The 25,804-nt window shown below is 40.5% G+C and carries 26 protein-coding genes and 6 pseudogenes; 24 read left to right on the top strand and 8 right to left on the bottom strand.

What is annotated here, in order from left to right:
- The 7 genes and pseudogenes from AC1DVJ_RS18530 to folE form a co-directional block, all read left to right on the top strand.
- Window positions 1–380: hypothetical protein (locus AC1DVJ_RS18530; RefSeq protein WP_477592707.1), on the top strand; the 380-nt coding region annotated here is incomplete at its 5' end.
- 554 nt (window positions 381–934) lie between these two features.
- Window positions 935–1,168 carry a hypothetical protein gene (locus tag AC1DVJ_RS18525; protein WP_477592706.1) on the top strand — a complete coding sequence of 78 codons (234 nt, stop codon included), beginning with the start codon at window positions 935–937 and terminating at the stop codon, window positions 1,166–1,168.
- Between the two features lie 288 nt (window positions 1,169–1,456).
- Window positions 1,457–1,888 (top strand): hypothetical protein, encoded by a 432-nt coding sequence (locus AC1DVJ_RS18520; RefSeq protein ID WP_477592705.1) that lies wholly within the window; start codon window positions 1,457–1,459, stop codon window positions 1,886–1,888.
- A 363-nt stretch (window positions 1,889–2,251) separates the two neighbouring features.
- The gene (locus AC1DVJ_RS18515) at window positions 2,252–3,532 is read left to right on the top strand and encodes an ATP-binding protein (protein ID WP_477592704.1); all 1,281 of its coding nucleotides are present in this window, start codon (window positions 2,252–2,254) and stop codon (window positions 3,530–3,532) included.
- A 281-nt stretch (window positions 3,533–3,813) separates the two neighbouring features.
- Window positions 3,814–3,969, top strand: a pseudogene (locus tag AC1DVJ_RS18510) (ArsR family transcriptional regulator); the annotation flags it as partial.
- A gap of 54 nt (window positions 3,970–4,023) precedes the next feature.
- A complete protein-coding gene (locus AC1DVJ_RS18505) occupies window positions 4,024–4,497 on the top strand; it encodes a helix-turn-helix transcriptional regulator (RefSeq protein ID WP_477592710.1) in 474 nt (157 codons plus the stop codon).
- Between the two features lie 41 nt (window positions 4,498–4,538).
- Entirely contained in the window at window positions 4,539–5,174 is a 636-nt protein-coding gene (gene folE / locus AC1DVJ_RS18500) for a GTP cyclohydrolase I FolE (RefSeq protein WP_477592703.1), read from the top strand.
- A gap of 538 nt (window positions 5,175–5,712) precedes the next feature.
- Here the strand turns inward: folE and AC1DVJ_RS18495 are convergent.
- Together AC1DVJ_RS18495 and AC1DVJ_RS18490 are read right to left on the bottom strand one after the other, a co-directional pair.
- Window positions 5,713–6,582: an SDR family oxidoreductase gene (locus AC1DVJ_RS18495; protein ID WP_477592702.1), complete on the bottom strand. Its 870-nt coding sequence runs from the start codon at window positions 6,580–6,582 to the stop codon at window positions 5,713–5,715.
- Between the two features lie 35 nt (window positions 6,583–6,617).
- Window positions 6,618–7,631: a thiamine pyrophosphate-binding protein gene (locus AC1DVJ_RS18490; RefSeq protein ID WP_477592701.1), complete on the bottom strand. Its 1,014-nt coding sequence runs from the start codon at window positions 7,629–7,631 to the stop codon at window positions 6,618–6,620.
- A gap of 154 nt (window positions 7,632–7,785) precedes the next feature.
- Between AC1DVJ_RS18490 and AC1DVJ_RS18485 the strand changes: the two genes are divergently transcribed.
- From AC1DVJ_RS18485 to AC1DVJ_RS18470, 4 genes and pseudogenes are all read left to right on the top strand, one after another.
- Entirely contained in the window at window positions 7,786–8,154 is a 369-nt protein-coding gene (locus AC1DVJ_RS18485) for a hypothetical protein (RefSeq protein WP_477592700.1), read from the top strand.
- Window positions 8,155–8,158: 4 nt separating this feature from the next.
- Entirely contained in the window at window positions 8,159–8,755 is a 597-nt protein-coding gene (locus tag AC1DVJ_RS18480) for a gluconate 2-dehydrogenase subunit 3 family protein (RefSeq protein WP_477592699.1), read from the top strand.
- Window positions 8,752–10,344, top strand: a pseudogene (locus AC1DVJ_RS18475) (GMC family oxidoreductase). The gene AC1DVJ_RS18480 and the pseudogene AC1DVJ_RS18475 overlap by 4 nt, the downstream one beginning before the upstream one ends.
- A 724-nt stretch (window positions 10,345–11,068) precedes the next feature.
- Window positions 11,069–11,545, top strand: coding sequence for a DDE-type integrase/transposase/recombinase (locus AC1DVJ_RS18470; RefSeq protein WP_477592698.1), 477 nt, complete (start codon window positions 11,069–11,071; stop codon window positions 11,543–11,545).
- A 238-nt stretch (window positions 11,546–11,783) separates the two neighbouring features.
- Here the strand turns inward: AC1DVJ_RS18470 and AC1DVJ_RS18465 are convergent, their stop codons facing one another.
- Complete coding sequence (locus tag AC1DVJ_RS18465) at window positions 11,784–12,275, bottom strand: hypothetical protein (RefSeq protein ID WP_477592697.1); 492 nt, start codon at window positions 12,273–12,275, stop codon at window positions 11,784–11,786.
- 1,382 nt (window positions 12,276–13,657) lie between these two features.
- On the opposite strand from AC1DVJ_RS18465, the gene AC1DVJ_RS18460 reads away from it, so the two are divergent.
- Together AC1DVJ_RS18460 and AC1DVJ_RS18455 are read left to right on the top strand one after the other, a co-directional pair.
- Complete coding sequence (locus AC1DVJ_RS18460) at window positions 13,658–13,843, top strand: hypothetical protein (protein WP_477592696.1); 186 nt, start codon at window positions 13,658–13,660, stop codon at window positions 13,841–13,843.
- Window positions 13,844–13,846: 3 nt separating this feature from the next.
- Window positions 13,847–14,119, top strand: a complete 273-nt coding sequence (locus tag AC1DVJ_RS18455; RefSeq protein WP_477592695.1) for a DNA-3-methyladenine glycosylase — start codon at window positions 13,847–13,849, stop codon at window positions 14,117–14,119.
- A gap of 139 nt (window positions 14,120–14,258) precedes the next feature.
- On the opposite strand, the pseudogene AC1DVJ_RS18450 reads toward AC1DVJ_RS18455, so the two are convergent.
- Window positions 14,259–14,680, bottom strand: a pseudogene (locus AC1DVJ_RS18450) (IS66 family transposase); the annotation flags it as partial.
- Between AC1DVJ_RS18450 and AC1DVJ_RS18445 the strand changes: the two are divergent.
- Window positions 14,681–14,785: pseudogene (locus AC1DVJ_RS18445) on the top strand (IS66 family transposase zinc-finger binding domain-containing protein); the annotation flags it as partial.
- 529 nt (window positions 14,786–15,314) lie between these two features.
- The gene (locus tag AC1DVJ_RS18440) at window positions 15,315–16,088 is read left to right on the top strand and encodes a DUF2935 domain-containing protein (RefSeq protein WP_477592694.1); all 774 of its coding nucleotides are present in this window, start codon (window positions 15,315–15,317) and stop codon (window positions 16,086–16,088) included.
- Between the two features lie 947 nt (window positions 16,089–17,035).
- Here the strand turns inward: AC1DVJ_RS18440 and AC1DVJ_RS18435 are convergent.
- Both AC1DVJ_RS18435 and AC1DVJ_RS18430 read right to left on the bottom strand, forming a co-directional pair.
- Window positions 17,036–17,457 (bottom strand): annotated as a pseudogene (locus tag AC1DVJ_RS18435) (DNA-3-methyladenine glycosylase).
- Between the two features lie 92 nt (window positions 17,458–17,549).
- Window positions 17,550–17,999: a hypothetical protein gene (locus tag AC1DVJ_RS18430; RefSeq protein WP_477592693.1), complete on the bottom strand. Its 450-nt coding sequence runs from the start codon at window positions 17,997–17,999 to the stop codon at window positions 17,550–17,552.
- Window positions 18,000–18,348: 349 nt separating this feature from the next.
- Between AC1DVJ_RS18430 and AC1DVJ_RS18425 the strand changes: the two genes are divergently transcribed.
- A complete protein-coding gene (locus AC1DVJ_RS18425) occupies window positions 18,349–18,933 on the top strand; it encodes a hypothetical protein (RefSeq protein ID WP_477592692.1) in 585 nt (194 codons plus the stop codon).
- A 99-nt stretch (window positions 18,934–19,032) separates the two neighbouring features.
- Window positions 19,033–19,260, top strand: coding sequence for a hypothetical protein (locus AC1DVJ_RS18420; protein ID WP_477592691.1), 228 nt, complete (start codon window positions 19,033–19,035; stop codon window positions 19,258–19,260).
- Window positions 19,261–19,920: 660 nt separating this feature from the next.
- On the opposite strand, the gene AC1DVJ_RS18415 is transcribed toward AC1DVJ_RS18420, so the two are convergent.
- Window positions 19,921–20,478 (bottom strand): hypothetical protein, encoded by a 558-nt coding sequence (locus AC1DVJ_RS18415; RefSeq protein ID WP_477592690.1) that lies wholly within the window; start codon window positions 20,476–20,478, stop codon window positions 19,921–19,923.
- Between the two features lie 352 nt (window positions 20,479–20,830).
- On the opposite strand from AC1DVJ_RS18415, the gene AC1DVJ_RS18410 reads away from it, so the two are divergent.
- Window positions 20,831–21,031: a hypothetical protein gene (locus tag AC1DVJ_RS18410; protein WP_477592689.1), complete on the top strand. Its 201-nt coding sequence runs from the start codon at window positions 20,831–20,833 to the stop codon at window positions 21,029–21,031.
- Between the two features lie 538 nt (window positions 21,032–21,569).
- Here AC1DVJ_RS18410 and AC1DVJ_RS18405 read toward each other — a convergent pair.
- Entirely contained in the window at window positions 21,570–21,776 is a 207-nt protein-coding gene (locus AC1DVJ_RS18405) for a hypothetical protein (RefSeq protein WP_477592688.1), read from the bottom strand.
- A gap of 558 nt (window positions 21,777–22,334) precedes the next feature.
- Here AC1DVJ_RS18405 and AC1DVJ_RS18400 point away from each other — a divergent pair.
- From AC1DVJ_RS18400 to AC1DVJ_RS18375, 6 genes and pseudogenes are all read left to right on the top strand, one after another.
- Complete coding sequence (locus AC1DVJ_RS18400; RefSeq protein WP_477592687.1) at window positions 22,335–22,514, top strand: hypothetical protein; 180 nt, start codon at window positions 22,335–22,337, stop codon at window positions 22,512–22,514.
- Between the two features lie 714 nt (window positions 22,515–23,228).
- Complete coding sequence (locus AC1DVJ_RS18395) at window positions 23,229–24,632, top strand: cation:proton antiporter (protein WP_477592686.1); 1,404 nt, start codon at window positions 23,229–23,231, stop codon at window positions 24,630–24,632.
- A gap of 255 nt (window positions 24,633–24,887) precedes the next feature.
- Window positions 24,888–25,169, top strand: a complete 282-nt coding sequence (locus tag AC1DVJ_RS18390) for a hypothetical protein (RefSeq protein ID WP_477592685.1) — start codon at window positions 24,888–24,890, stop codon at window positions 25,167–25,169.
- Window positions 25,170–25,203: 34 nt separating this feature from the next.
- A complete protein-coding gene (locus tag AC1DVJ_RS18385; protein WP_477592684.1) occupies window positions 25,204–25,368 on the top strand; it encodes a hypothetical protein in 165 nt (54 codons plus the stop codon).
- A 27-nt stretch (window positions 25,369–25,395) separates the two neighbouring features.
- On the top strand, window positions 25,396–25,551 hold the full coding sequence (locus AC1DVJ_RS18380; protein ID WP_477592683.1) for a hypothetical protein: 156 nt from the start codon (window positions 25,396–25,398) through the stop codon (window positions 25,549–25,551).
- Between the two features lie 19 nt (window positions 25,552–25,570).
- Window positions 25,571–25,795 (top strand): annotated as a pseudogene (locus AC1DVJ_RS18375) (transposase); the annotation flags it as partial.
- Window positions 25,796–25,804 lie beyond the last annotated feature (9 nt).

Below are 25,804 nucleotides of genomic sequence, written 5' to 3'. Positions count from 1 at the left end.
CTCCTGAGAGGGTACTAGAATTGATTGATTTGTTTAGTACAGGACAAAATAACGAATCAACACTAAAACTTTTAGGCTATCGTAATGCGATCTCTCTACTTAACTCAATAGGTGGGCTATCTATGGACGATGACATATTATCCTTCAATCAGAATCCAAATGATGTTTCAGTTTGGATTGCACAAAGTGTAAAATCAACACCAACAATTGAAATAGTAAGTAAATACAAAGAAAAAAGTCCCACTGAATTAGGGAAAATTATTTCCACAGAACTAAATAAAAGTTGGAAAGAGTCTTCTCAAAAACGTTACGGGTCTGCACTCCTTTTATGGTATAAATGGGCTAATGATATACTTATGAAAGAAACCGCAAATGTTTAGGCGATCAATTATTATAACACGAATTTCACTGCTTATTAATATTATCGATATTTGCTCGCATTTCACTTAATAAATCTAATGCAAGCAGATACCTAAACCAACTTCTATACCTCACAGAGCATAGTAGAAAAGCTATAATAAATTTGAAAGCACTTTTACGAGCGAAATCCTTGTTTTTATAGTGGATAATTTCATGTGCAGCAAAGAACCTCAATATGTATGGGTGTTCTGCATAAGAGTCTATTGTAATTTGCGGAAATCATACTCCAAAATTGTCGGCAGTGCCGGTATACTGATCACGGTCATCTATAAAAATTGGGCAATCAACTCCAGCTTTCATCATCAATTCTCTTATCATTTTATATTGAGATGGATATTTACTTTCTTTCAGAGAGATTTTGTTAATAGTAACGACCACCTTTAAATTTCTTTTATTATTATTATTCTTACCTTATTATACAAAAATCTTAAATAGCTTCAATGAGAAAGTCAACTGAGAAAATAACATGCAAAAAAACTTTCTAGGTTTTTAGAATTCATAAATTGCTACAAAGATGGACATTTCATTAGAAGACATGCTGAACAATTTATTAAATTTATTATCTATGGCGCACTCGTTAGGACAAGGGACTGCGGTCATTCAGCGTGCACCGAGGTATCTGGTAGATCAACTGCCGGATGTAACGGTGACTCACTCAGCTACAAAAGTAGGGAAATATACACTTCCAAAACGGATGGTTACACGGCCTCTCGTGATGAAGAATGGGTTAACTGTGCGTGCGAGGTAGTACCAAAAATCCAAAATAATTTTACTCTTCATATTTCCCTGCTCCTATTAGGGTTTTGGCGCCTTGCAAAACACTATAATGCAGGCTAGTAAAAAGACTACAAGCACCTATATCTCCATGGGGTGAAGGGAGTCTTTGTATTTTTTCATTATCGTTATTAAAAATTCAATATTAAGGTAAAGTGTTTGGTTTCAGGTGTATTACATACGCTTTTCGGTGCAATAGGTGGCATAATATTTTTGAATTTACCATCAATAATATTCGGAGGTATTGTCGCTTTATTATTTTTTGGCAATTGACGAACTTTTACAAAAGTACATTAACTTAAGAAAAAAACTGTTGATTTTATCGTTTGTTCCATTAATATTTGCATTATTAAGTTTTGCTTTATACCATCCTTATTGGAATCAGGAAGATGCCAAATTCACTGCGAACCAAGCCGTACAATTTGCAGTTTCAGGCAAAGGCACATATAACTCTTTATTTCCAGATGAGTTGAACAAAGTTATCGAAACAAAAATTGATGGTTATCTGGTAACTCGTTCCACAGATGTTGAGAAGATAGGTAGCGGAGATTATAAGATTAAACTTATTGAAAAATGGCAAAAGACAGGCGAAAACGGTGAAAGAATCACTTATTATCATGTTCAAAGAAAAGAAGGAGGTACTTCGTCAGGTGCTGCTGGTTCAAGTGGAGATACTATTCCTTATAAGCACTAAACTTCCATAAAAGAGAAGTTCTTTCCAAGGAGAGCCATACCACATTAGAAGTACGGACCATTGAACTAACGGATACGAGAGTTGAATAAACAAACACTACAGGGCTGCCGCGAAAAAGACTGGCAGCCTCATTACGTTTACGGGCAGTTATGCGCGATGAGTATTTTGAATGAATGCCTTTACAAACGAACGTACAATCATTATTCTTATTATGGGTGAATTTTCCATTAACTAAAAGTAGTGATAAATGTGGAAATTATCAAAACGAAGATTGAAAGTTCTCTTACAGTCCTGTTGGTATTTATTACATAATCTGACGAATAGAAGAATGGAATAATAAATGACGACAAGAGGGATCACAGAATGCTGGCGGAAAAGTTACTATTAGGTCTTTTAATTATCATCATTCCAAATCTAATTCATGGCTTTTTTAATGACGTGCAAAAAAAAGGGACCCCCCCATATTTATATGGTCTCCTACAAGGAACGGCTGCATTACTATGCTTAATCTTTTCCTATTCCAAATACGGTTTGTTCTGGGACCTCCGGTATATTCCCCTAGTCATTTCTATTTTGTATGGTGGACGATTAAGCGGGGCTATAGTAATCATAATGATCGTTGGTACTCGGACGTTAATCGGTGGAGATTCCCTGTGGTTTGGCTATTTGAGTATTATAGCGGCGTCTGCACCTTTTCTAATTGGGAAGAGTTTTATGTTTTATAAGCGTAAAAAACGCATGTCATTAGCTGCCATCCTGGGTCTTTGGTCAGCTTTTGCTTCTATAGGCGTCTTTTTCCCTTTATATTTAGCCTATCAAAATGCATTCGATACATTCAGTTTTAGCAAGATGACTGACATCATTATTTTTGTGGTTATTTATATAGTAGGTCTATCCATCGCTATTTCGATCAATGAAGCGATTATTGACAGGTGGATTATGAAAGAAGAGATCCGACAAACGGAAAAAATTAAAACTCTAGGAGAGTTAGCGGCATCAATTGCTCATGAAATTCGTAATCCACTTACAGTGGTAAAAGGATTTCTTCAGTTCATGAATGAAAGAAATGAAGTGGAGAAAAATGCTCAGTATTTTAAATTGGCATTAGGTGAATTGAGTAGGGCAGAAGCGATTATTAATGAATACTTAATTATCGCAAAACCACATTTGGAGAAGATCGAGGAAATTCCTTTATCTTCGATAACATCGAATTTGATTATACTGCTCGAACCGATGGCGACCAAACAAGGCATAATTTTGGAGGGCGATCTCGAAGGTAATCCTCTTGTGTCCACTGATAAGAATCAGCTGCAAATAGCTATAATCAACTTGATAAAGAATGCAGTTGAAGCATCTTCGGCTGGAGATAAGGTAAGTATTAGATTGAGGCATAATAAGGATGTAGCAGAAATGTTGATATCGGATACTGGAAAAGGCATGACAAACGAGCAACTTTCAAGAATCGGAACATTATTTTATTCTACGAAGGAAAAGGGCACAGGGCTTGGTACAATGGTTTCCATTCGAATAATAAAAGAAATGAACGGTGAAATATCATATAAAAGTGTAGAGAATGTTGGCACTGAGGTAATTATTAGAATTCCAACGATAAATAAAATTGTTACCACCTACAGGCATTCTTAAAGGAGTGTTACGCTCCCTCGAGAAACTATTGCACAATATTAACACAGGCTGCCGAGATATTGGGCAGCCTATTGATATTCCTTTTAAGGCTAAGAAATGTCCATTGGAGCCAAGGCATCTGATTCATCCCTGATCAGGATCAAGTTGTACATGCCACGTATATCGCGTTTTTGTTTTATAGGATAATGTTAGGTAATTAAACAAGATATGCAATATATATCTTGCATAATTAGCCGTATTTAGATATGCTCTATTTATAATTAATAATTGGGGGAATTACAGTGGGTTTAAGTCTAGAACAATTATCGGAAACTCGTCAGAAGATACTGCTCAACCTTAAACACAAAGGCTCCTCAACTATAACTGAACTTGCATTTCGGCTTGAGATGACAAGGGAGGCTGTGAGACAACATCTATTACAGCTCGAGCATGATGGGTGGATTGAAAAGCATATAAAAAGAGTTACTGGTACTAGTGGGGGACGACCCTCCATGTACTATAGTATCACTTCTGAAGGAGAGCATCTATTCCCGAAAAATTATGATTCTTTAACAGTTGAAGTCATGGATACCGTTGCTGAGCAACTGGGTGAGGATGCATTACATCAAATACTGTACACCATGACTGAGGCGAGGGTGCGCGAATGGGAACCGCGTTTGCTCGGTTTAAGCATTGAAAAGCGTGTGGAGGCTCTAAAGGAAATTTATATGGCGGAAGACAACTTTATGGATGTTGAAAATTCAGGTGATCGACTGAGTTTAATCGAACGGAATTGTCCGTTTTTCAACGTAGCCAAACGCCGTCCGTTGCTTTGCAGCGTAACAGTCTCCATGCTTACTCATTTACTTGGCTGTCGTGTAGTCCGCGAGGAACGGTTTCAAAATGGGGACGGGCGGTGTGTCTTTCGAGTAATGCTTGACCAACCAATGGAGCACAATTCATTTCGATTCGCTTTGGAAACTTAGTTATATTTGGTGTTTGTTTAAAACAAAGGAGGTATACCTATATGGTCCTAGATGCGAAGTCATTAATTTCCGGAAAATTTCCAGATGTATTTAATAAATACTCTGATTTAACTAAAAAAAACGATCAGGCTAAACGGTTCATGGAAGGAGTTGAAGATCTGATCGAATTATGTGGAGATGATCCCGATCGAGATGGTCTCCAAGAGACTCCTTTTCGAGTGCTAAAAGCTTTTCTAGAGTATACGGAAGGTTATCGGGAAGATCCCAGAACTCACTTGGAAAAAACTTTTGATGTAGACCACCAAGAACTCGTTCTTATTAAAGATATCGAATTTCATTCCATTTGCGAGCATCATTTTGCACCTTTCTTCGGTTTCGCTCACGTTGGTTATATTCCAAACGAGAAAATTACAGGTCTTTCAAAAATTGCACGTATGGTCGAAGGATACGCAAAAAGATTTCAGGTTCAGGAGCGCCTCACCACACAGATAGTAAACGCAGTCGAAGAAGTACTTAAGCCTGCAGGGACAATGGTAATCGTCGAAGCGAAACACATGTGTATGTGCGGTAGAGGGATAAAAAAGTCGAGCGCGTCTACAACGACCTCCTCGGTGCGCGGCATATTTGCAAATAAGTCTGACGCACGTGCAGAGTTCCTATCTATACTAAAAAAATAACAGTTATGAAATTAAAGCAAGTCACGGTTATTCGTGACTTTTTTGTTTATGGGGAAGGGAATCGGAAAATGTTCTTGACCCCATTCCCCAGTTGATCGACTGCCTTTTCTTGCGCGACTCATCTCTTCCAAAATGGCAGCAATATTGTGCATATTAAGGATTGGCTCGGACACAAGCGTATTACAACCACGCTTCACTATGCGCGAATTCAAAACCCTGCTGAAAAGTTTTGAATATACGTATCAATCTCGTTCCTCGTGATGTCCCACCTGGCACCTATCATTTCGCGATAGCGATCGTCAATACAGCAAACAAGTGTAGCCAGAGATCAAGCTAGCTATCGGCAATGAACGTAGCTTTGGACCTATTAGGCAACGTGGAAATAGGCTTCGGTAATCCCGATAAGTCTGACGCACGTGCAGAGTTCCTATCTCTACTAAAAAATAACAGTAATGAAATAAAGTACTAATCTCCCATGAGTTCTTCCCGTAAGGGAGATATAATCTGTGATGGAACGTGATGGGTGAAAGGGATTCCTTTATCCGTTCATAATAACTCCCCCGGTTATATGAATAAATTGTCCTGATACATAAGTAGAATCTTCCGAAGCTAAATAAACGTAAGCGGGGGCGACTTCAAAAGGCTGGCCAGCACGTTTCATCGGGTTCTTTGCTCCCCAATTCGCAACTTGATCTGACGGGAATGAAGCTGGAATGAGCGGAGTCCATATCGTTCCAGGTACGACACCGTTGACACGAATGCCCTTGCTGTGTAGAGACTTGGATAGTGAACGTGTAAAAGATACAATCGCTCCTTTCGTTGCGGAATAATCAATAAGTTGTTCATTTCCTTCATATGCTGCAAGTGATGCTGCATTGATGATGGAGCTACCGGGTTTCAAATGCGACAAAGCTATTTTAGTTAAATAAAAAATGGAGAAAAAATTCGTTCGGAACGTTTTTTCCATTTGTTCGGAAGTTATGTACTCCAAGCCATCTTGAACATATTGTTCCGCTGCATTGTTGACCAAAATATCAAGTTTTCCGAATTGTATAATCGTTTGATCCATCACTTGCTTGCAAAACGCTTCGCTTCCTATATTACCTGCAATACATAGACAACGCCGACCCTTTTGTTCTACATATTGTTTGGTTTCTTCCGCGTCGGAATCTTCATTCAAGTATACAATGACAATATCCGCCCCTTCTTTGGCGAAAGCGACGGCAATAGCACGCCCCTGGCCACTGTCTCCACCAGTAATGATTGCTACTTTATCCTTCAGTTTTCCGCTACCTTTGTAGTTTGGGTTATCGTATACAGGTCTCGGGTTCATGAGAGATTCAATGCCTGGCTGCTGATCCTGATGTTGAGAAGGATATGGGGGGACTGGCTGCATTTGTGATTGCATTGGGTTGAACCTGAATGACCCAATCCTGTTGAGGCTTATATGTATGTAGGTATACCTTCTATTAGTTGAGGAACAAGACTAGCCAAATCTCCTACTAATCCGATGTCTACTGGAACGGAAGCCCCAAAGTTCGACGGGTGTTTTGAAATATGAACAATGCGTACTTTACTGGGGAGAAAACCATCAGGCAACCATGACGTTTCAATAGCTAATACAACATCTGCCCTTAGGAACAGCTCTTTGAGAAATGGGTTACCGCCTTCACCAAGCGCATTCAACATTAATGGATGTGCATCCTGTAAGATTCCCATAGCACCATAGCTCATCGCAACGCCGCAACACCAGGTTTCGGCCAACTTTTGGATTGCAGCTCGATCTGTAATAGCTCCACTTCCCACCAACATCATAGGTTGCTTGGCGGATTGAATGAGTTGCAGTGCTTTTAGAATGATTTCCGGACCAGAACAGGGGATGGAAACCTGAGGTTGTTGACGAAGTTGAGCCGTAGCTGTCATGTTAAATACATCAGAAGGAATCGACAAATGCGATACGCTGCGCTGCAGAATAGCTGTTTGCATCGCTTGTGTTAGTAACTCGATTACAGCATCTGGATGAACTACCATTTGACTGTATCGGGATATGGCTTGTACCAGTTCTTGTTGATTGATGTACTGTTTATAGGATGTTCCTATCTTGTTAAGCGGTGCTTGACCTGTGATTGCTAACAATGGGGCATTATCCAAAAATGCGTCGCCCATACCATTAATAAGATTAGCAAGGCCGGGTCCCATCTGTGCGATACAGACCCCAAGTTGACCAGTTAATTTTGCCTCTGCCGCAGCCATCATTGCAGCGACGGACTCATGTTTAACAGCAATAAATGAGATCGTATCTTGCATGGCAAGTGCGTTCATTAGTCCAAAAACAGCATCCCCAACTACGCCATAAATCCGTTTGACATTCCAGAGTTGAAGTTGTTCCAATATAGCCTCTGCAACTGTATGGGAAGAATGGCTCTTATCCCTCGAATTAGATAACTTTGTTGTCATTTGTTTATTTCTCCTCACAAATTAGTACGTAATTACCTATAACTTTTCCCGTCCCATTGATAGAAGGCAAGCATCTCCATGTCAATCTCGAGCCCAATTCCAGTTCCGCTAGGTATAGAGATTTCACTATTCGAAGGTTGAATTTCGATTAATTTTGAAAAAGGATTATCCATTACATCCCATTCAAGAGGTTCGTATCCAAGTGACGATGTTTCATTATCGGCAAAATTTCCACAAAAAAATTATGTGGGTACCCGTCATTTCAGCTCCCATTTTTTTTGTAACTGGTGTTATTCTGGCCTGGTATAACGCTTATTGGCTGCGTAATGTATTTTTGGTTCTAATGTGGTCGGGCGTTTTGTTCGGTCTGGTTGGTTTCTATTTCCATTTCCGGGGAGTAGGTATTCGGGTAGGAGGTTGGGCGTTGCGCAACTTTCTCATCGGTCCGCCAATCTTGCTTCCATTAATGTTCTCTGCTGACAGTGTACTCGGTTTGATTGCCATATACTGGGGAGTGAAGTGATTCTATGCTAACGAAAAGTTACTACCCCTCTTACGATGTTATGAATGAGTTAGATGAGTGGGATGACCATACCCAACTGATTGTAACTTCCCGTTTGAAACCCATCAAAAACTTTCAATTTCTTACAAGCATCGAGGCTGAAATGGTTGAACGAATCAGTTCACTTTTTGTGAGCGATCAATCGCAGGAAGTGTTGGATTTCATAGTTGGTCATATCGATCAAACCCTTCATCAATCATTTGGGGAGGGACAAAGAAAGGTTGGCGTCCCTGAGGCCCCAGAGCTAATTAGGTCGGGACTTCAGGCAATCGAACAAGGGGTGCAATTACTTTATGGTTCTTCTTTTGTTGAACTAGAAATGGATTTACAAAAGCAGTACTTGCAGAAGATTAGTGAATGCAAAGCTGAACCCATAGAAGTTTGGAACAATATTCAACAAGAACCGCTGTTTAATAAACTGCTGAGGTTGACCGTCGAATCGTATTGTTCGCATCCGAAAGTTTGGTCTGAAATTGGTTATGCAGGTCCAGCTTATCCGCGAGGTTACGTACGCACAGAGTTGGGGCAATTGGATCCATGGGAGGCGCAGCCGGAACAATGATGAACCGAAAATACGCGAATGAAGAAGTAGATGTAGTAATTGTTGGGGCAGGGGCAGCCGGAGGTGTACTCGCCAAAGAATTGAGCGAAACAGGAATGAGCGTGGTAATCCTGGATGCGGGTCCATTCCGTGATACTCAAAAAGATTTAGCTAGTGATGAGCTTACCATGCAAAATTTAGGGTGGCAGGATACTAGAATCGTAGATGGAAATAACCCGTTAACGATGGGACACAACAATTCTGGTCGCGGTATCGGTGGAGGGACGGTGCATTTTACGGCTGTCTTTTTACGATTTCATGACGCAGACTTTAAAGCAAGGACCATGGATGGTGTCGCGGATGATTGGCCGATTAGCTATGAGGATTTAGAACCTTTCTATACCAGGACCGAAAAGGAAATTGCCGTTTCTGGGCCCAAACACTTTCCATGGGGAAATTACCACGGCCCCTATCCTTATCCCGAGAGGGAGCCTCTTAGCCCCAACGCGTATATGTTTATGAACGGTTGCGAAAAGATGGGGATCCGCTCGTCTGTAGCACCACTTGCTATACTATCCGCGCCATTTGAAGGCCGGCCTCCATGCATTAATCGAGGCTTCTGCAATCAAGGATGTATGCCAGACGCTAAGTTCAGCACCCTCATTGTACATATTCCTAAAGCAATCAAAGCTGGAGCAGAAGTGCTAGCCGATTGCATGGTGACGCAGGTGTTAATGGGAAAAGACGGACTGGCGAAAGGTATCACCTTCGTACATGACGGAAGAACTTATGAGCAAAAAGCTAAAATAGTGATTTTGTCTGCCTATGTTGTAGAAACGCCGCGTTTGCTTCTTAACTCTGCAAATTCTCAGTTTCCGGATGGGCTGGCCAATAGCAGCGGTTGGGTTGGAAAATCAATTATGGTTCACAGTTCTCAAGACGTTTATGCTAAATTCGATGAAGAAATCAGGCTGTATAAGGGTACACCTGTTTTAGCTACAACATAAGATTTTTACCGTACTGATTCCAAAAACAACTTTGCTCGTGGATATACCCTTCATTCTCATGGAGCGAGACCAGTGGAGTTTTCGAAAGCCATTTCCCAAGCAGAAGGTGGTCCCGTGTGGGGGGACCGTCTCAGGGAAACGTTGTTGAATTATAATTACTATGGAAGAGTTACTTTGGTCGGCGAAGTACTTCCAAATCCAATGAACCGGGTCACGCTGGTTAATGAAAAAGACGAGTATGGATTGCCGCGTGCAAAAGTAACATTCAGCTATGGCGATAACGATCAGAAACTCATTGATCATGCTGTCGGTAATATGAGTACAATACTTGAGGCGGCGGGCGGGAAAGTTGAATACGTTGTTCCCGACACGGCTCATATGATGGGTGGCTGCCGTATGGGGAATGACCCCAAATCTTCAGTGGTTAATTCTTTTGGACAAGCCCATGACATTCCTAACCTGTTTATATGCGATGCGAGTATTTTTGTAACATCGGGCGCTGGAAATCCAACAAATACGGTCATGTCACTTGCACTGAGAACGGCGGAATATATAAAAGAGAAAGCAAAACAGTTTGAATTGTTGAACTCGCGATCAGTTTAGCAAAAAACCTCATTACATAGGCATAAGTTTTCGGGGAGTTTCAGCCACCACTTTTATTGCGTAAACTGGTACCCATAGTCTGGACACTTTGAAAAAGTGTTCAGACTGTGGGTACCTTTTTTTTGTAACTACAGAAAGCACCGGAGGGGATTACATCATTATCTTTGAAGCTAACGGGTTTGATGTAAATGTAATTGGAATTCAACGTGTAAAAGAGAGTGCCACGCGTTGGAGAAAAGCATATAGGGTAGACAGAATTATTGGACTAGCTGACTCACGTAGAGAAGCTTCTGGACGTCCCCTAAAGCGTGAACTAACACAGGATGAAGTGATTATAAGRCAGGAAGCAAGAGTTAGGCTCCTTGAGTCTCAATTTGAATTGTTAAAAAAGCTAGACACGAAAGAAAGGTTGCTGGTAGCAAAGCGAAAAAATTAAGTAAGAATAAGTTATTTGAGCTGATTAAAGAGACTGCAAGTCAAGTTGTAGGGTGCACAACTCGTTACCTTTACGATTTACTTCATGTATCACGTTCGGGATACTACAACTACATGCAAGCTGTAGTTAGATACCCGCAAAAAGCGGTCTCTTTCGGATGTGAAAGCTGGAGAAATGATCAAGAAAGCATTCCATAGAAAAGGCTTCAAAAAGGGGTCTCGTTCAATAAAGATGACGCTTGAGAACGAGTTTGGCATGATCTACAACTTGAAGTGAATCTGCAGGCTTATGAAGAAATTCAACCTCGTCTGTCCTCATAGAAAACCCAATCCCTACAAACGTATGGCTAAGGCAACTCAAGAACATCGAACGCTTCCCAACAGTTTAGATCGTGATTTTAGAAAAGGTATTCCTGGGCTTGCCTTGCTCACCGACAGTACTTACCTCCCATACGGCCGCTCAGAGACGGCTTATTTGTCGACCATACTAGATGCTTCAACAGGAGAGATCCTTTCTTACAACCTATCCAACCGCCTTACATTGGACATTGCTACAGACACGATCGAGGCACTCGTGAACCAAAGAAGATTGAAATTGCACAAAAAAGCATTCATCCATTCAGATCAAGGAAGTCATTATATAAGTCCCAAATACCAAGAACTTTTGAAGCAAAAAGGATTAGGTCAATCAATGTCTAGACGAGGCAATTTTTGGGACAATGCTCCACAGGAGTCGTTTTACGGTCTTATGAAGGACCCATGTTGACCATCGAAGCTGCCCAACATTAGCAGAACTACAACGTAAGATTGACAGTTACATCCGCTAATACAACAATAATCGATATCAATGGGGATTAAAAAAGATGACCCCTGTGTAATACGCAATACAGGAATCATCTATTGTTAGCTGCCTAGGCATTAACTAGGTTTTATTTAAGTGTCCTTGACAGAGGGTCCAGATCAATGATTGACTACCCAAGAGTTATGTTTTAATTTCTAACCTTCTAGGGATTTAGCTGCTTTCTTACCGTTTTTAATGAAGTTATTCCGCCGTCAATGTAGGAAACGCCTTGCCCGTGTTTTTCGACAAATCTATCAAATAAAAGGGGATTGTTGTTATCCATATATTTTTGAAAAACATTCATACTTTCTTCCAAAGCATCAAACCCGGTGGTGAGATCCTTTTTGATTTGCATCAAAGATGTCTTTATTTCATTTGGCAATGCGGTGGGTACCCTTAGTTTAGTGATGGCTGCGGAGGTTTCAGTAAATTTGAGTTTTGCTGATAAGACAACAACATCTAGACCTTTCGCATCCAATTTCTCGTCTAGTTCATTTAATGGTTCCATAGCTGAGTATACCAAATCGTAGACATTTTTTTCGAAAGTCAAAAATTCTTGCTGGTTAGCATCGTTTCCGTTTATAGCCAAAACGATGGGGGGACGGACGGTAATGGAAAGGCAAATTAGCAACAAAACGGATATCCAACGCATCATTCCAGGTGTAACTCCTTTTGTAATAAATTAAATTCTAAGGCTTCTTGGTATTTTAGATTGCCTAATTGTATATTTGGTGGGGATATCCAACAATTCGGGGATTGTTACAAGCTTAACCCCATCGTTTCTAAGCTCATCAATAATTTTCGGTAACGAACATCCGGCATACCGCGTAGTTTGCTCAGACAAACTACGCGGTGTGAATTGCTGCGCCGTTTGCAGGGTTTTTTTGCGAACACCGGAATGATACATAATACAACAAGGCATAAGTCAATCCAACTTAGTTTTATGGAAACAACCCCCTGCTATATTCTAATTTATTTTTCTTTATCATATAGGTTTTCTCATTGTGGATAAATTATGCATGAGTCAAGTTTCTTACATCAAGCCAGTTCGTTTCTAAGCTTGTTAATAATTGGCAAGGTATTCAGAGTTCCGGTTAGATTATCGCCCGTTTCATTGACCGAATGTTGCAAAATAAATTGACTGGGATGCACATAGGCCGTAACGTTGATCGCGATCTGAACGGCATTTAAACCTTTCCAATTCCAGCCCCAAATACACTCTGAATCCCTTCCGTTTCAAATTGCGGGGTAAAGAACAAAGAAAAATTTCAATCTATTCATAGTAGTAAATACATGAAAAGACAACGCAGGCTTGTCGATATAAAGCACCTTGCTCATCGAAGTTCCATGAAATGTAGGTTTTGTTATTGAAGATGAATTATACTTTAGAAAAACTTTCGTTATTAAGCCGTATAGATATAGATATTGCATTAATAAATCAAATTAAGGTGGTTAAGCAATTGAGCTTGTATCCTCAAGCATTGCCCAGGCCTCTTCTTTACCAAATGTCGATTTGTTTGATATCCAAGAATTCGAAAATTCCACCGTTGTTCAAGCCGAAGCAGGGTTATGGCTTCGATCTATTTTTGGCTTTGCGGATAGGACAACCGTTTTGTTGGAGTTCCAAAACGGTTATTTTCTACGAATTCCGATATCCCAAGTGCAAGTGAAGGATTTTGAGACGTTTTCTTAATGTTGGATCCTTCCTACCCGCCCGTACTATTTATTTATAATGAAAATTGGTACAAACGTTATCTCGTTTTTCTTATAATGTACTTCCCTTTTTGAAAAAGTTAGTTATATTTGGAAATAGCAAAATTTCATTTCCTGCAACCTACGAAAGCTCAATTGCTTCACAAATAACTAACTAATGGGGTAAATCCCAAAGGACACCAGTGGTAATAGGAGATAGAAAATACAAGGTCCTCGAACAAGATAAGCTTTGGGTGGCTGAACAATTGATTGGCTGCAAACCGAGAAAGGCATTATTCGTGTGCAAATTACCGAAACGGAAGCATACAAAGGTGGTGAAGATCCTTGCTTTGCGACATCGAGCGTTTCCTTCAAGCAAGCCATGCCTACCGCGGGATTACCCGCGGACCCAAATCATGTTTGGAGAGGTGGGTCAGTTATATGTTTATTTTATCTACGGTTGTATTCGTAGTAGCCCATCGGCCTGGAACTGTTGGGGCGGTGATGCTACGCGGTGCTAAACCAATGTAAGGTATGGAGTTGATCCGCGCCAATCGGCCAGGCAAACCTGATAATACGCTTTTAAATGGTCCAGCAAAGCTAACACAGGGGCTTAATATCACTAAAGACTTTTATGGATATGCCCTAATTAACGATCCAGATAATCATTTTGTACTGCTACAAAAGGATCAAACGCTATTAACCAAGAAAACACCACGTATCGGTATTTCCACGGGCACCGACTTGCTTTGGCGGTTCGTAGTCGTTGACCAAAATTCAAAATTGCTCCATCATACCGATACATAAAGGTTGTACAAGTTCAAATAAATTGTATATTTAATAAGCATGCACCTTTGGGGATTGTTCACTCATAGATTATGTTTTAAAAGTAAGCGTCAAACAGCCCCCACCACGCATTCATGTTGAGGACTGCCGTATACTGTAGCTATTGTTGTTTAAATACTCGGCAAGCAAGCGGTAGCAGCGGCGACCACGGAAGCAGCTTGTCTAGTGCTTCGGGATCATCATTTGGATCTGTCAGTTGAGGCAGTTGCTCGAAGAATATTGTAAATACTGAAATGGATTCAGTCCATTTTCCATTGCTGTTTCCATAACACTGTAGATCGTCGCGCTGCCTTTTGCTCCCCGAGTTGTATTGACGAATGCCAGTTCTTGCGTCGGATGACGAACGGCTTAATCGCACGCTCATGACGATTGTTATCAATTTCCAGCTACCCGTCCTACATAAACCCGATTAATTTGTCCCATTGGTTTAAGCAGTAAGATGGCTTCGCCAATTGCACTTTTGGGTAGCGTACGACCTCGCTATTGCTTAAGCCATGCCAAAAAAGCATCCAATACAGGACGATGAGTACCGAGACGCGTACTGAGCTTAAGTTCATTCCAGCGGAAGTCAAAGTTGTGCGGCATGTCAGGCAAGCCTATGGCTGCCGCCACTGTGAACGTGGAGAGCAGTTCATAATGGATCGTCTCCACTGGGAACTGCTCTAGTTTGGATTCACGGCTCGCAGACTTTTTGCGGCTGTATTTGACCGTATCCATTGTAGGTTCTTCCGATGTTGGCGTCGCCAGCACCTCGGCTTCATTAAACAGGTTTCGCCGTTAGTTCAGCAATCTGCGCGTCTTGCTTTGCAATTTTCGATTCATAATTTTCAGTTTGGGTTTGAATGTCCGCTCGATTTTCCATCCGAAACAACATCAATGTGCTAACCTATTATTCCTGCCGGCAGGTATGGCGAAACGGCGAACTTATATGACCGTTGTGGGACCTTGGTATGCCGGCTGCCGCTGGCTGAGCGACAGACCGAGCAGCCAGCGTAGTTCCCTCGAAGAAATGGCTGTGGTGCCCACACTGCCAGTCGGCCACTGAAATTGGATGGTATCTTTATGAACAGAGGGCGTAGGAATACAGACAAGTTAAAACCCATAACATATTGTTGAGTAGTTAATTTTCGAAAAATAACACGAACGAGGTGAGGTCATGTCTTATACGGATAATTATGAAAGGGATATCTATGGGATAATAGCCTTTTGGGTGCAGAATAATTATGATCACGGTCGATTTTTTGACAGAGAAATAAGCCATCATGAAATGGAACTAGCCCGAGCAAACCAGCATATGATTCTGCGCCTGGGAACAATATTTGAGAAAACAAAAACAAAAACAGCAGATCCCGGAACTTTGATTAGTGAAGCGCAGCATGCAACACATGAATTCCAAGGTTTACTCGTCTATACGCTGGATAAAGCTTTACGCTGTGAAACCATTATTTCAACTCCACAATCCCTTCTCGATCACATGATACGGGAAGCAGAAGAGACAGTATCGGTGTTTAAACTTTTACAATCTGGTGGGAAGGTTTTACCTGCGGACGCAATGATCCATGAAAATTATTTTTGGTTAAGACAAATGGCAGATCACCTTAGCTATATAAGACATTATTTAGACGCATCAAATTATGAACTTCATGATCAAGTAAGAAACATGACAAAAAAATTCGAGAATTTATTCCTTCAAGCCAATGCACTCCGAACAATGATACGCCCACCACGTAAAGAGGTATTACCAGCTTTAAACGGCTTCAGCCAAATGGTTATTAAAGAAGCCAAAGCCCTTGAAGCGTTTAAATTGGAACTAGATGATCTGATCAAACAATGCGCCGCAGTTACAACTTCACCACCAGATTTGTTGGAACATATCGCTAGGGAAGCACATCACTTGTGGAGAAATTTGGAGGATCGGGTTGTATTATAAGGTGCAAATTCATATTAGGGGTTTCAGTAACTACTTTAACTATTTTAACATGGTGTCGGAACCCATTAGATCTCTTGATGTTTCATTCATTCGACGATATAGCCTGCGGTGCGAGCGGCAAGCGCCATTACGGTATTGAACGGGTTTCCACCCCTGATGTCACAAAAAGGCTGGCAAATAATTAACTAGGTTGGGAATATCATGAATCTGCCCGAAACTGTTCGTCACTGAGGTTTCTGGGTTATTTCTCATGCTGCATCGCTGTATCATGGTAACAAATCAGGATTGCTTCCTACCGCTTGAATAATCTCCTTCATCTTGGAAACGACATGAGCAATTAACTGCCTGTTTGTCATTGGCTCTGTAAGAGAAGGAGACATGCGGGAGCGGCATTGCTATTCCTACGCCGTCTAAGCATAAAGAAACCATCGACCTTATGAGATCGATGGTTTCTTTATGCTTTAATTTTATTTTTTGAAAATGCCTTCAGCCGTAATTTACCCACAGAGGTTAGTAAGAAAAGAAATTATTATACGGTAACAACTATGGGGAACAACATTTGATTCTATTGCCGTGCAAACTTCCTCATAAATTAATTCCAGTGGGGTTTCTTCCGACGCAATATGCAAAAGGAGAAAGTGATACCAGAATCGGTTGAATGATACGTCTTTCACATCTCCTTCGCAAGATTTTTGGATCGTTATAAAACAATCCCACAATTTTGAACGGAATACTTCCAATTCATAAAATGGCTTCATGTTAGCGGTATCAGTACAAGCTGCGAAGTTATAATTTCGCTTTTTATCAGCTCGCACCATTCCCTTCACCAACTTTCGTAACCCGCAATAGGCTGCATGGTACAGGCTCCCCTTTTTTTTCTTAATCATAGTCTATGGGCGAACAAACCTTATTGGTGCATGGATATTTTAAAAAGTGATTTATTGGACTTAACTTGAACAACCATCTTTATGTATCGGTATGAAGGGGGTTTTTTGAACGTCAGTCGATGCCAAAGCAGGTCGGTGCCAGTGGAAATACCGGTTCGCGGTGTTTTCTTCGTTAGTAAAGTCTAATCCTTTTGTCGGGTGCGAAGTGGTTATCCGGATCGTTAATGAGGTCATATTAAGTCCCTGCGTTAGCTTTGCGGGACCATTTAACAGCATTCTATCAGGTTTTCCTGGCTGATTGGCGCGGATCAGCTTAATTCCTTTTATGGGTTTAGCACCACGTAGCAGCCCCCCCTCAACGGCTCCAGGGCGATGGGCTACCATGTTCATGCAAAAATAATACCAATGTATGCTTCCGTTTCGGTAATTTGTATACGAATAATGCCCTTCTCTGTTCGCCTAACGAGATAGCAGCCAATCAATTGTTCCAGCCACCCAAAGTGTATCTTATTCAAGAAGGAATGTTCTATTCATGGGTTCACTATTCTCCTTGCATTTGCTATCACTGAGCACTTTAATCGGTTGGTGGAAACGAAGACTTTACTGTTTCCCAAATACCTAACTCCTTCAAAAAGGGCCGTACGTCATGGGAAAAATGTACGAGATAACGTTTAGGCCAATCTTCATCAAAAATAAGAAGAACGGGTTTGTAGTTAGGATCCAACATTAAGAAAACGTCCCGAATCGACGCGTCAATCCATTTATTATTCACTTGCTTAGGGTATATCGGAATTCGAAGGCAATAACCATCTTGGAATTCCAGAATGTTTGTCCTATCCGCCAAGCCAGAGATAGATTGAAGCCATAACTTTACCTCGTCTTGTATCGCAGCGGAATTCTCAAAGTCAAGGATAGCCTTGCCTTCTTTAATCTCAAACAAATCAGCCTTAGGCAAAGCGGAAGCCTGAATATTACTAGCTGAGAGCAATCCAAACAACAATATGGTCATTAAGGCTTTCTTCATTCATGTTAGCCTCCCAAGCACTTCTTAATCTCCTTTATAATGGCGAGTTCCCACCACATATATTCAGTTTGAAAATAATAGATGATCTTAAAATCTGTATAATTTATTTGCAATAACACAATCTACACCATAGGAAAAACAAAATACGAAAACGTGGATTATGTTGCATCCGGGGCATTTCATTTTACAAATCTCTGTTGAGAGGGATGAGGGTTTATCCCGGAACGGGAAATGCCTTGCCAATAACTATCAATAAGCTTAGAAGGGATGAGGTCAAGATAATAACACTTGTGGAGTTTCTGGATATATTCTGGGGTATTTGGTTTCAACAGAAAGGACAAAGATCCACATGCAGTATTTGTTAATTAAGTACACAGCCATCTTACTCTGTTCTGCTCCCACCATTTGTGTCCATTCTCCTATTGCCTTCGCCGAAAATGGAATCGATTTAAATCAGCAGGTTGTGTTTTTGGCTTTTGAAAGTACGATCTTCGACCTTCTCGATTCCGGTATGGAACCATTGAATAGACTGCAAGGGGCCCCCCTGGATGAGGAATTGGATGCGAAAAGACTACATAATATTGTTGTATCAGCAAGGCAAACATTTGGCGAAGCTTCCCTAGCTTTCGTTAAACTAAAGGTGCCTGCCGCGCTGCCAGACGATATAAAAGAATCGTTGGGGCTAATCAAAGTAAACTTTTCTACAGGCTTCGGAGAGTTAGAGGATAGCATGAACTATTACAAGCGATACATGGATAGCCGTAGTCCCTTATTCTTTGAGAAATTCATTGAACAACGCGACAAGGGAGTCACCCAAATTGACGGTGCATTAACTTCGTTAAGTACGGTAAGAATGCAATTAAATCCTCCAAAACTAAAACATAATGCATGGACAGTGGCAAAAAAACATCTTTACGAATTTACAAAGCATTGACGCTTTTGAACTTGTAACACGTGTAGATTTTCGTGGTATTTAACTGGGCAAGGACTGTGTATTCAGCAACAATGAGCAAGGACTCAGAAAGCTTGTAACGTGTATGAAGGAGCTCTAATAATCTGGAAGAAGGATGTTAAACGCGGAGTTGGCATCAAGCGTGCTGAACAGCTTTTTGTTGCAGCAGAGATTTCAATAGGACTTAAAGAAGGTGTCGTCGCTGCGCTAGTTCAGCTTCGTATGTTGCTTCAAGAATACGATCTTTACACACAACAAGAAGAACAGATCGTGAATGACGTTTTAGAGATTTTAGGAAACAAGGCGTAGGAGTTGTTACCATTGCCGGTTTCTTCGCAGAAATTGGGGATATCCATAGTTACGATCGCGGATAAAATGAAGACGCATTGCAATATCTACGCCAACAACGACGTTTTTTCGGTAATTCTTGTAATACGTTGATTTTGTTTCTATTTCATCTTATGCTTCATAGTGAGTGCCTTGACATCACTTGGGGAGTAAATTGGAGGGTAGAGGCAAAAGACGGGTATAAGTAAGCGAGGACGTTCTCGTTTAAGAGCATTGCTGTTCCGCTGTATCTTACCGCTAGTGGCTAAAAAATAACAAGACGGAGATCCTTTTCGGTATCGAGCCTACTGGATACTACTGGTTTCCCCTCGCTGCTTGCTTAACGGGCTGTCCAAGAGGGAGTTATACGGAAATTAAGAAAGGAGCCATTCCTGTAATGAAGAACCGGAATCATTATATCTCTTGATGATGTTTCATTTCGGTACGCGACGGCAAGCACCATTAAGATGGTCTGCCCCCCGATGTCATGAAAAGGCTTTTGGGGAGGCCATTAAGGATTTGGTAGGGGGACAACGCTGTTTTCCGTTGTCCCCTGTTTAGTCTAAAGCTTCTTAAGCTGATAATGTGATAATAAAAGTCGCCCCTCAATAGTATTATTAAATGGGTGATTTTGATGTTTCGTTACATCGAATTTGCTATTTCCACTAATTCCTTCAACCTTTCTTGACCATCATTCCTCTCTGAATTTGAAATCCCTATTTGATAAGTTAAACCATCTTTTTGAAATCTAATAAAATCAACTGAGGCTAACTTTGAGTCACGTGCACGTACGTATATAGCTTTTGTACTATTATGTAGTTTTATATAAACAGGGTCCTTAATATTAACAAAGTCTTCTGTAGTAATCATTAAAGACATAAATTCATGTGAATTTACATTCAAATAGCCAACGCTAACAACCTTTTTTTGTTCATTAAAAAGGCCACCAGAATAGGTAGGTTCAAATGGAATGTATTTGGGCACAATTGGATTCTTGTTGAAACTTGTCCTGAATTGCTTTAACGCATCTTCTATTGAGAGGGTGGGTTCACTTTCTGCTGCGTTCTTTAAATCATTTGTCGGTATTTCTGTTTGAATTTGTGTTTCCATATCCTTTTGGGCAGTAACTACATTAGTAGTGTAGTTACCCAAAACAAGTAACACAATTAAGCTTGAAATCAATTTAGCTATTTCTTTCATTTAACTGTCCTCCAATCTCTTGTTACTTTGTAGTAATTACCTTATTGGATAAAGGTTATTCAAAAAGTGTAAAAACTTATCTTTAGCCGCGAGTAACAATTAATACTTAGATAATTTTATATTTGTAGCAAACAATGTGGAATCCCTTGCAACTTATAGTGAGCTCGAAGCCACTAAAGGCATCTTTCCTGCAGCAACAGCTTTGATCACGACTCTTCATGTCATACAATTGGAATATAAAATGTAGGATTCTATTTCAATCCCCAAAAAATGATTTTCTCCAAATGCCCCATGCAATAGGTCTTAACCGTCTTGACAATGTTTTTATAGCCATCGACAAATTTAAGATGAAATGATCGTATTTTTTGAATTGAACGATCGATATACGATTCTAAAAAGTAAAACCGACATTTTGTATCACATCTTGGAGGGTTTCTCAAATATAAGTCATTCCATCCGTGGGCTTTTCGTTGAATGGATTGTCGTGATTCTGATTGCGATTGAGGTAGCTTTGACGGTTTTGCAAATCGTGGGTTGGATTCCATCACATTAAGAAAACTTCGCTAGCTTCATGTAGACTAGCTAAGCAGGCACCCATTGGCGAACTGCTTTATTCAATTGCGTTATAGTTCAATCAAAAGAATAGAAAAAATGTCTAACAAATCATAATGAAGGTCGTTATATATCTATTGCGTCCATGGGAATGGATTAAATTTTATAGAAATCTGAGGCAAATAGACAAAACTGACAAAAGCTTTCAAAGAATTACCAATTGATTTGTGTGACGAAAATTTTGATGAATAAAAATTTTGGAAAAACCTAAATGAACAACTGCCAATGGGAAGTCGAAGGCTCAATATTTAAGACAAGACTTTGATGAACTGATTTCGACGGAACCATGTATTTCATTTTACATGAATGATCTGGATTAACAATTCGAAAGTACAACGATTAAAAACTGCCGGCAAGGCAAGTGTCCGGCAGCCTTTGTTGAATTAGAGTTTTTGCCTTTTATGTTATGTCTTATTTATAACGCTTTGAAATGTGTTTCTTCATTTTCGTTTACACGAATAACTGTCCTTTCAACCAAATTATTGTGAAGTAGTTTGCATTGTTGATTGACCCTGACTAATCATTGTTTGTGCTTGTGCTATTTCAGATGATGCTTGCTTTAGAGCTTCTTCACTAAGCGTAGGATTAGCGGCTGATTGTTCAATGGCTTGACCTATAAGACTTTTAGCAAGTGTTGTTGCAGCTTCTGCTTTCTTTAACTGGTTTGCATCAATTTGTTGTACCAATTTTTCGGACCTCCAAGAGAATGTATTTGTCATAAACAACTGTTATATATTTTTCGATTACTGATGATTTTATGTATTTAAGCAAGGACGATATTTGTATGATAATCTAGGGACACCCATTAAAAGTTGAGAAACTATACGAAATCCATATTGTTATTTGAATTTCAACTAACGTCTTAATTACGAGCTCCGTAATCATGAAGTGGCAATATGATTTGTTTGTTAGTCATACGCTACCCAGAGTATTTCTTTAGAGAAGATACCGGTTCGATAGTAGCCTCATTAGGTTAAACATTCCTCCCTCTGTATGAATGGTTTTTCTCACCAATGCTCGCTCATTCGCAGGATATCTGCCCCTTTCATAGTGGATACCGATTGAATTTCTGAGATAGTAACCAGACGTTCATAAACGGGGAAAAACAGACGTGTTATTAAACAGTTAAATAATCTGGTCTTGATGGTGGGTGTTGTTGTCGGGTCAAAAAGAGCATTAACCCATTTTGTAATTAGCGACTTATCGTATTATGTTTTGTTCTTCATCAGGAAGGAGTAGGTAGGATGAAGATTAAGAAAAATAATCAAGAATCAAAAACTGAAACGGGATCAATGAATAACAATAAAGAGGATTTCGATTTGATTCGCGAATATGCTCAAGAGCTCAATAGGGGAATAAAAGCACTTGATGAGGATTCGGAAGTTACAAGTCACCAATCAATTGATGAATTTAATCATATTTAAAGAGTTATTCCCAGCTGTTTTCGATTGAATATGGGACTGTTGACAAAGTCTTCAATAAAACGCCGATGATCCACTACAATATAGTGGATCATCGGCGTTTGTAATTCTATAGCGGTTTTTGCTGGGATAAGGTTCTTGTCAAAACCAAATCGTTATTATCGTCCCTGGCTGGAACGAGTTTACATTCTGATTGATTTTGAGTGGGTCTTTTTCGCCAAATCCATTAAGGAAAGAGATATCAATTGTTTTTCGCTTATCCGGCTCGAACCAAGCTGCTTAAGACTGATAAAGAACAGTGTATTGACTCATTCGCAGGATTGAAAAAAGAAAGCACGGAGGACCGAGTTTCTGCCCGGTAAGGGCTCAGACCCGTCAGCTAAACGTTATCGGTCTCCACGCCTTGATCAGGTGTAACGCAGGAATGTAAGGGCAAAGACACGTATAGTCATGGGATGGTGAACCCCAAGGTATGTGTGGAGTGAACGTGCAGAAGAACACTATTTGGAGAAATGTTCCAACACTTCTTCTGTTCCCGTATGTCCAAAATTGGGATAGCTACGACTGACGAGTGCTCTCCCTGAACAACATTTGCAAACCAAATCCTGCGAATGAGTAGGGTGYACTATCATCCGATTCTTACTTGTCGGATGACAAGAACATTGTCCGAATCGAGTTCGCGTAAACCGCGGCTTTTTTATTTATCAGCTTAAATTCTTGTCAATTGACAATGTCAAGAACTTGAGCCGATTGCCGATTTGTGACAAGAACATTGTCCGAATGTCGACAATTTATATTGAACCGCTCAAAGGACAGAATAGTCCAACTAATAAAGTGATTGATGGTATTGCCCTCGAAACAGCGAGATGGAATCGAATAGTTATATTTCCGAATCGGACTAGCATACTTTATAAGGAATGGGGGCTAACTATTATGGGGCATGGTGCTTTAATACCTCTTTTTTGGTTGTACATATGTATATTTGTCGTGCAATTGCTGCTTAACAGAATGAAAGCATTCCGGATTCCATCCGTTTTGGCGTATTTAATTTTGGGAATTCTGCTTTCCTATTACGGTAGAGGATTGTTTCATGAAGAGCAAATAAAATGGCTAGACGGATTAAGTGAATTTGGACTCTATTATTTAATGTTCTTGTCGGGAATGGAGGTCGATTTAAATTTCCTTAGAAGTGGTCAAGGGGCTAAGCTCTGGCAGAACCCTTTTATTATCGGATTTTTAGTATTTGTAGGGACCGCTTTGTTGGCGTTTGTTTTAGGAACAAGAATTCATCAAATTGATCCCTCAATACAGTCCTGGATGATTATGCTCATTCTTTTAACAACTTCACTCGGGATTGTGATGCCGGTACTTAAGGAAACAGGAATCATTCAAAGCCAGTACGGCCAGCTGCTTCTAACGTCCGCAATTCTCGCTGACCTAATAACAATGATCATGCTCTCCATTATTGGAGGATCTTATCATACTGGATTTACTTGGCGTCAAGCTTCCGTAGGTTTGCTTCTGCCTTTATCCGTCATTATCTATCAAACCATCATCAGACTAAGGAAAACCTCTTTATGGCAAAAAGAATTCCACAAAAATTCTGTCACCCGATTGCAGGGGCTCCTTGCTGTTCTTGGCCTTTACGGTATTATCACTGACATGACAGGTTCAGAGGCCATTCTAGGCAGTTTTTTGGCAGGGTTTCTGTTAGCGAGTTTTCGTCTTCATGATAACCATCCGTTCAAGGAACAGTTAGAAGGAATAGGCTACGGTTTGATTATTCCGATATTCTTCGTCATGGTCGGCTTTCGTTTTAATGTATCAGAATTCATTAGATCTCCCCAAGCGTTAGGTTGGGTTCCCCTTCTTCTTTCCACAGCCTATATCGTTAAAGTACTTCCAATGGCGTGTCTCGGACCGATCCTAGGTATGCGTAAGGCTCTAGCCGGGGGATTCTTACTGTCATCGCGGATGACGTTAATCGTTGTTGCGGCATCGATCGGCATGAGACTGGGAGTCATTAACAAAGGAATTCAAGATGCTGTCATTGTGGTTGCCATAATTTCATCCGTGTTATCACCAATGATCTTCTCAATGAGCATTAAGAAACCGGCCTAATCTTTACATAAAAGTGTCGCTGAGCTAAACATTCCTCCCTCTGAATAAAAGGTTTTTCTCGCCAATGCTCGCTCATTCGCAGGATATCTACCCCTTTTATGGTGGATACCGAATGAATTCTAAGAAAACGTGAGCATTTACGAGAAAAGTGATTCTCCGTAGAGGGAAGATAGTTATTTCCACATCCAAAAAAAGGTAATTGGTGATTGATGTTGAATTCTTCACCTGAACGAAAGTATTAATGAAGTGATAACAATGGCATGGAATATTGGGTTACTTTGTATAAAGGCGGATCCAACTGTCGTCGAAAATGAAACATATCTTGACATTCATTATAAATCGAAAGAAAGGCTTCATTTTGAAGAAATTACATCCGTTACTACGGGATCAGTTCTTGGAGTTGGTCATGAAGGCCATGCACGTTTAAGGAGCGCCATCTACACACCTGTTGCCGTTGGGGAGCGTCTGTATAATAAGTTTCTTGATTACATGAAGGTGAATGCAGTCATCTATTATGTGGCGTGTCGAACGGAATGATCTTGGGGAATGTTAAGGGCGAATCGTTAAGTGAATGGGTGTTCTCGTTTCGCCGATTCATGTAACAAATGGTTTCTGTACGCCTCCTTTCGTTCCGGGACACGGAATTGTTCTTGACGAGGATGCGCTCGAAATGATGGAGCGAATTGGCTCGTTCACGGTCGTCGTTGCTGCTGCGGCAAACGGAGAAGAAGCGTGAAAGCTGTTCGGAGTGTACTGCCCGGATATGGTTATTACGGATATTATCATGCCGGAGGGGGACGGGCTCTGGTTGGTCCGAACCATTCATGAGCATCAGCTGCTAAGCGGTTACGATAATTTTTTTCAGTATGGTATTCAAGAAGTCTACTGTGTCCAGCTTCTCATCGCTGCCCCATTTTAACCGTGTGTTCAAGCATTTCAAGAAGCAGATTGAATTCGAACTTAGTGATACGTTCAAGAAACGGATAAAGCGAAGACCGATCATTGAACATAAGAATGCTGAAATGAAAAGGTTCCACGGTATGGACCTAGCCAATTACCGAGGTCTGTTTCGTATGCGAATACAGGCATATCTCACCGCATTCGTTGTGAATGTGAAGCGAATGGTCAAGTTGATAAAGCAAAAGCAACCCGCCCTGAACTGACGAATGAAC

It is taken from the genome of Paenibacillus sp. P4_A9, from assembly GCF_056402415.1.
This window is presented reverse-complemented; position numbering and strand designations above follow the sequence as displayed.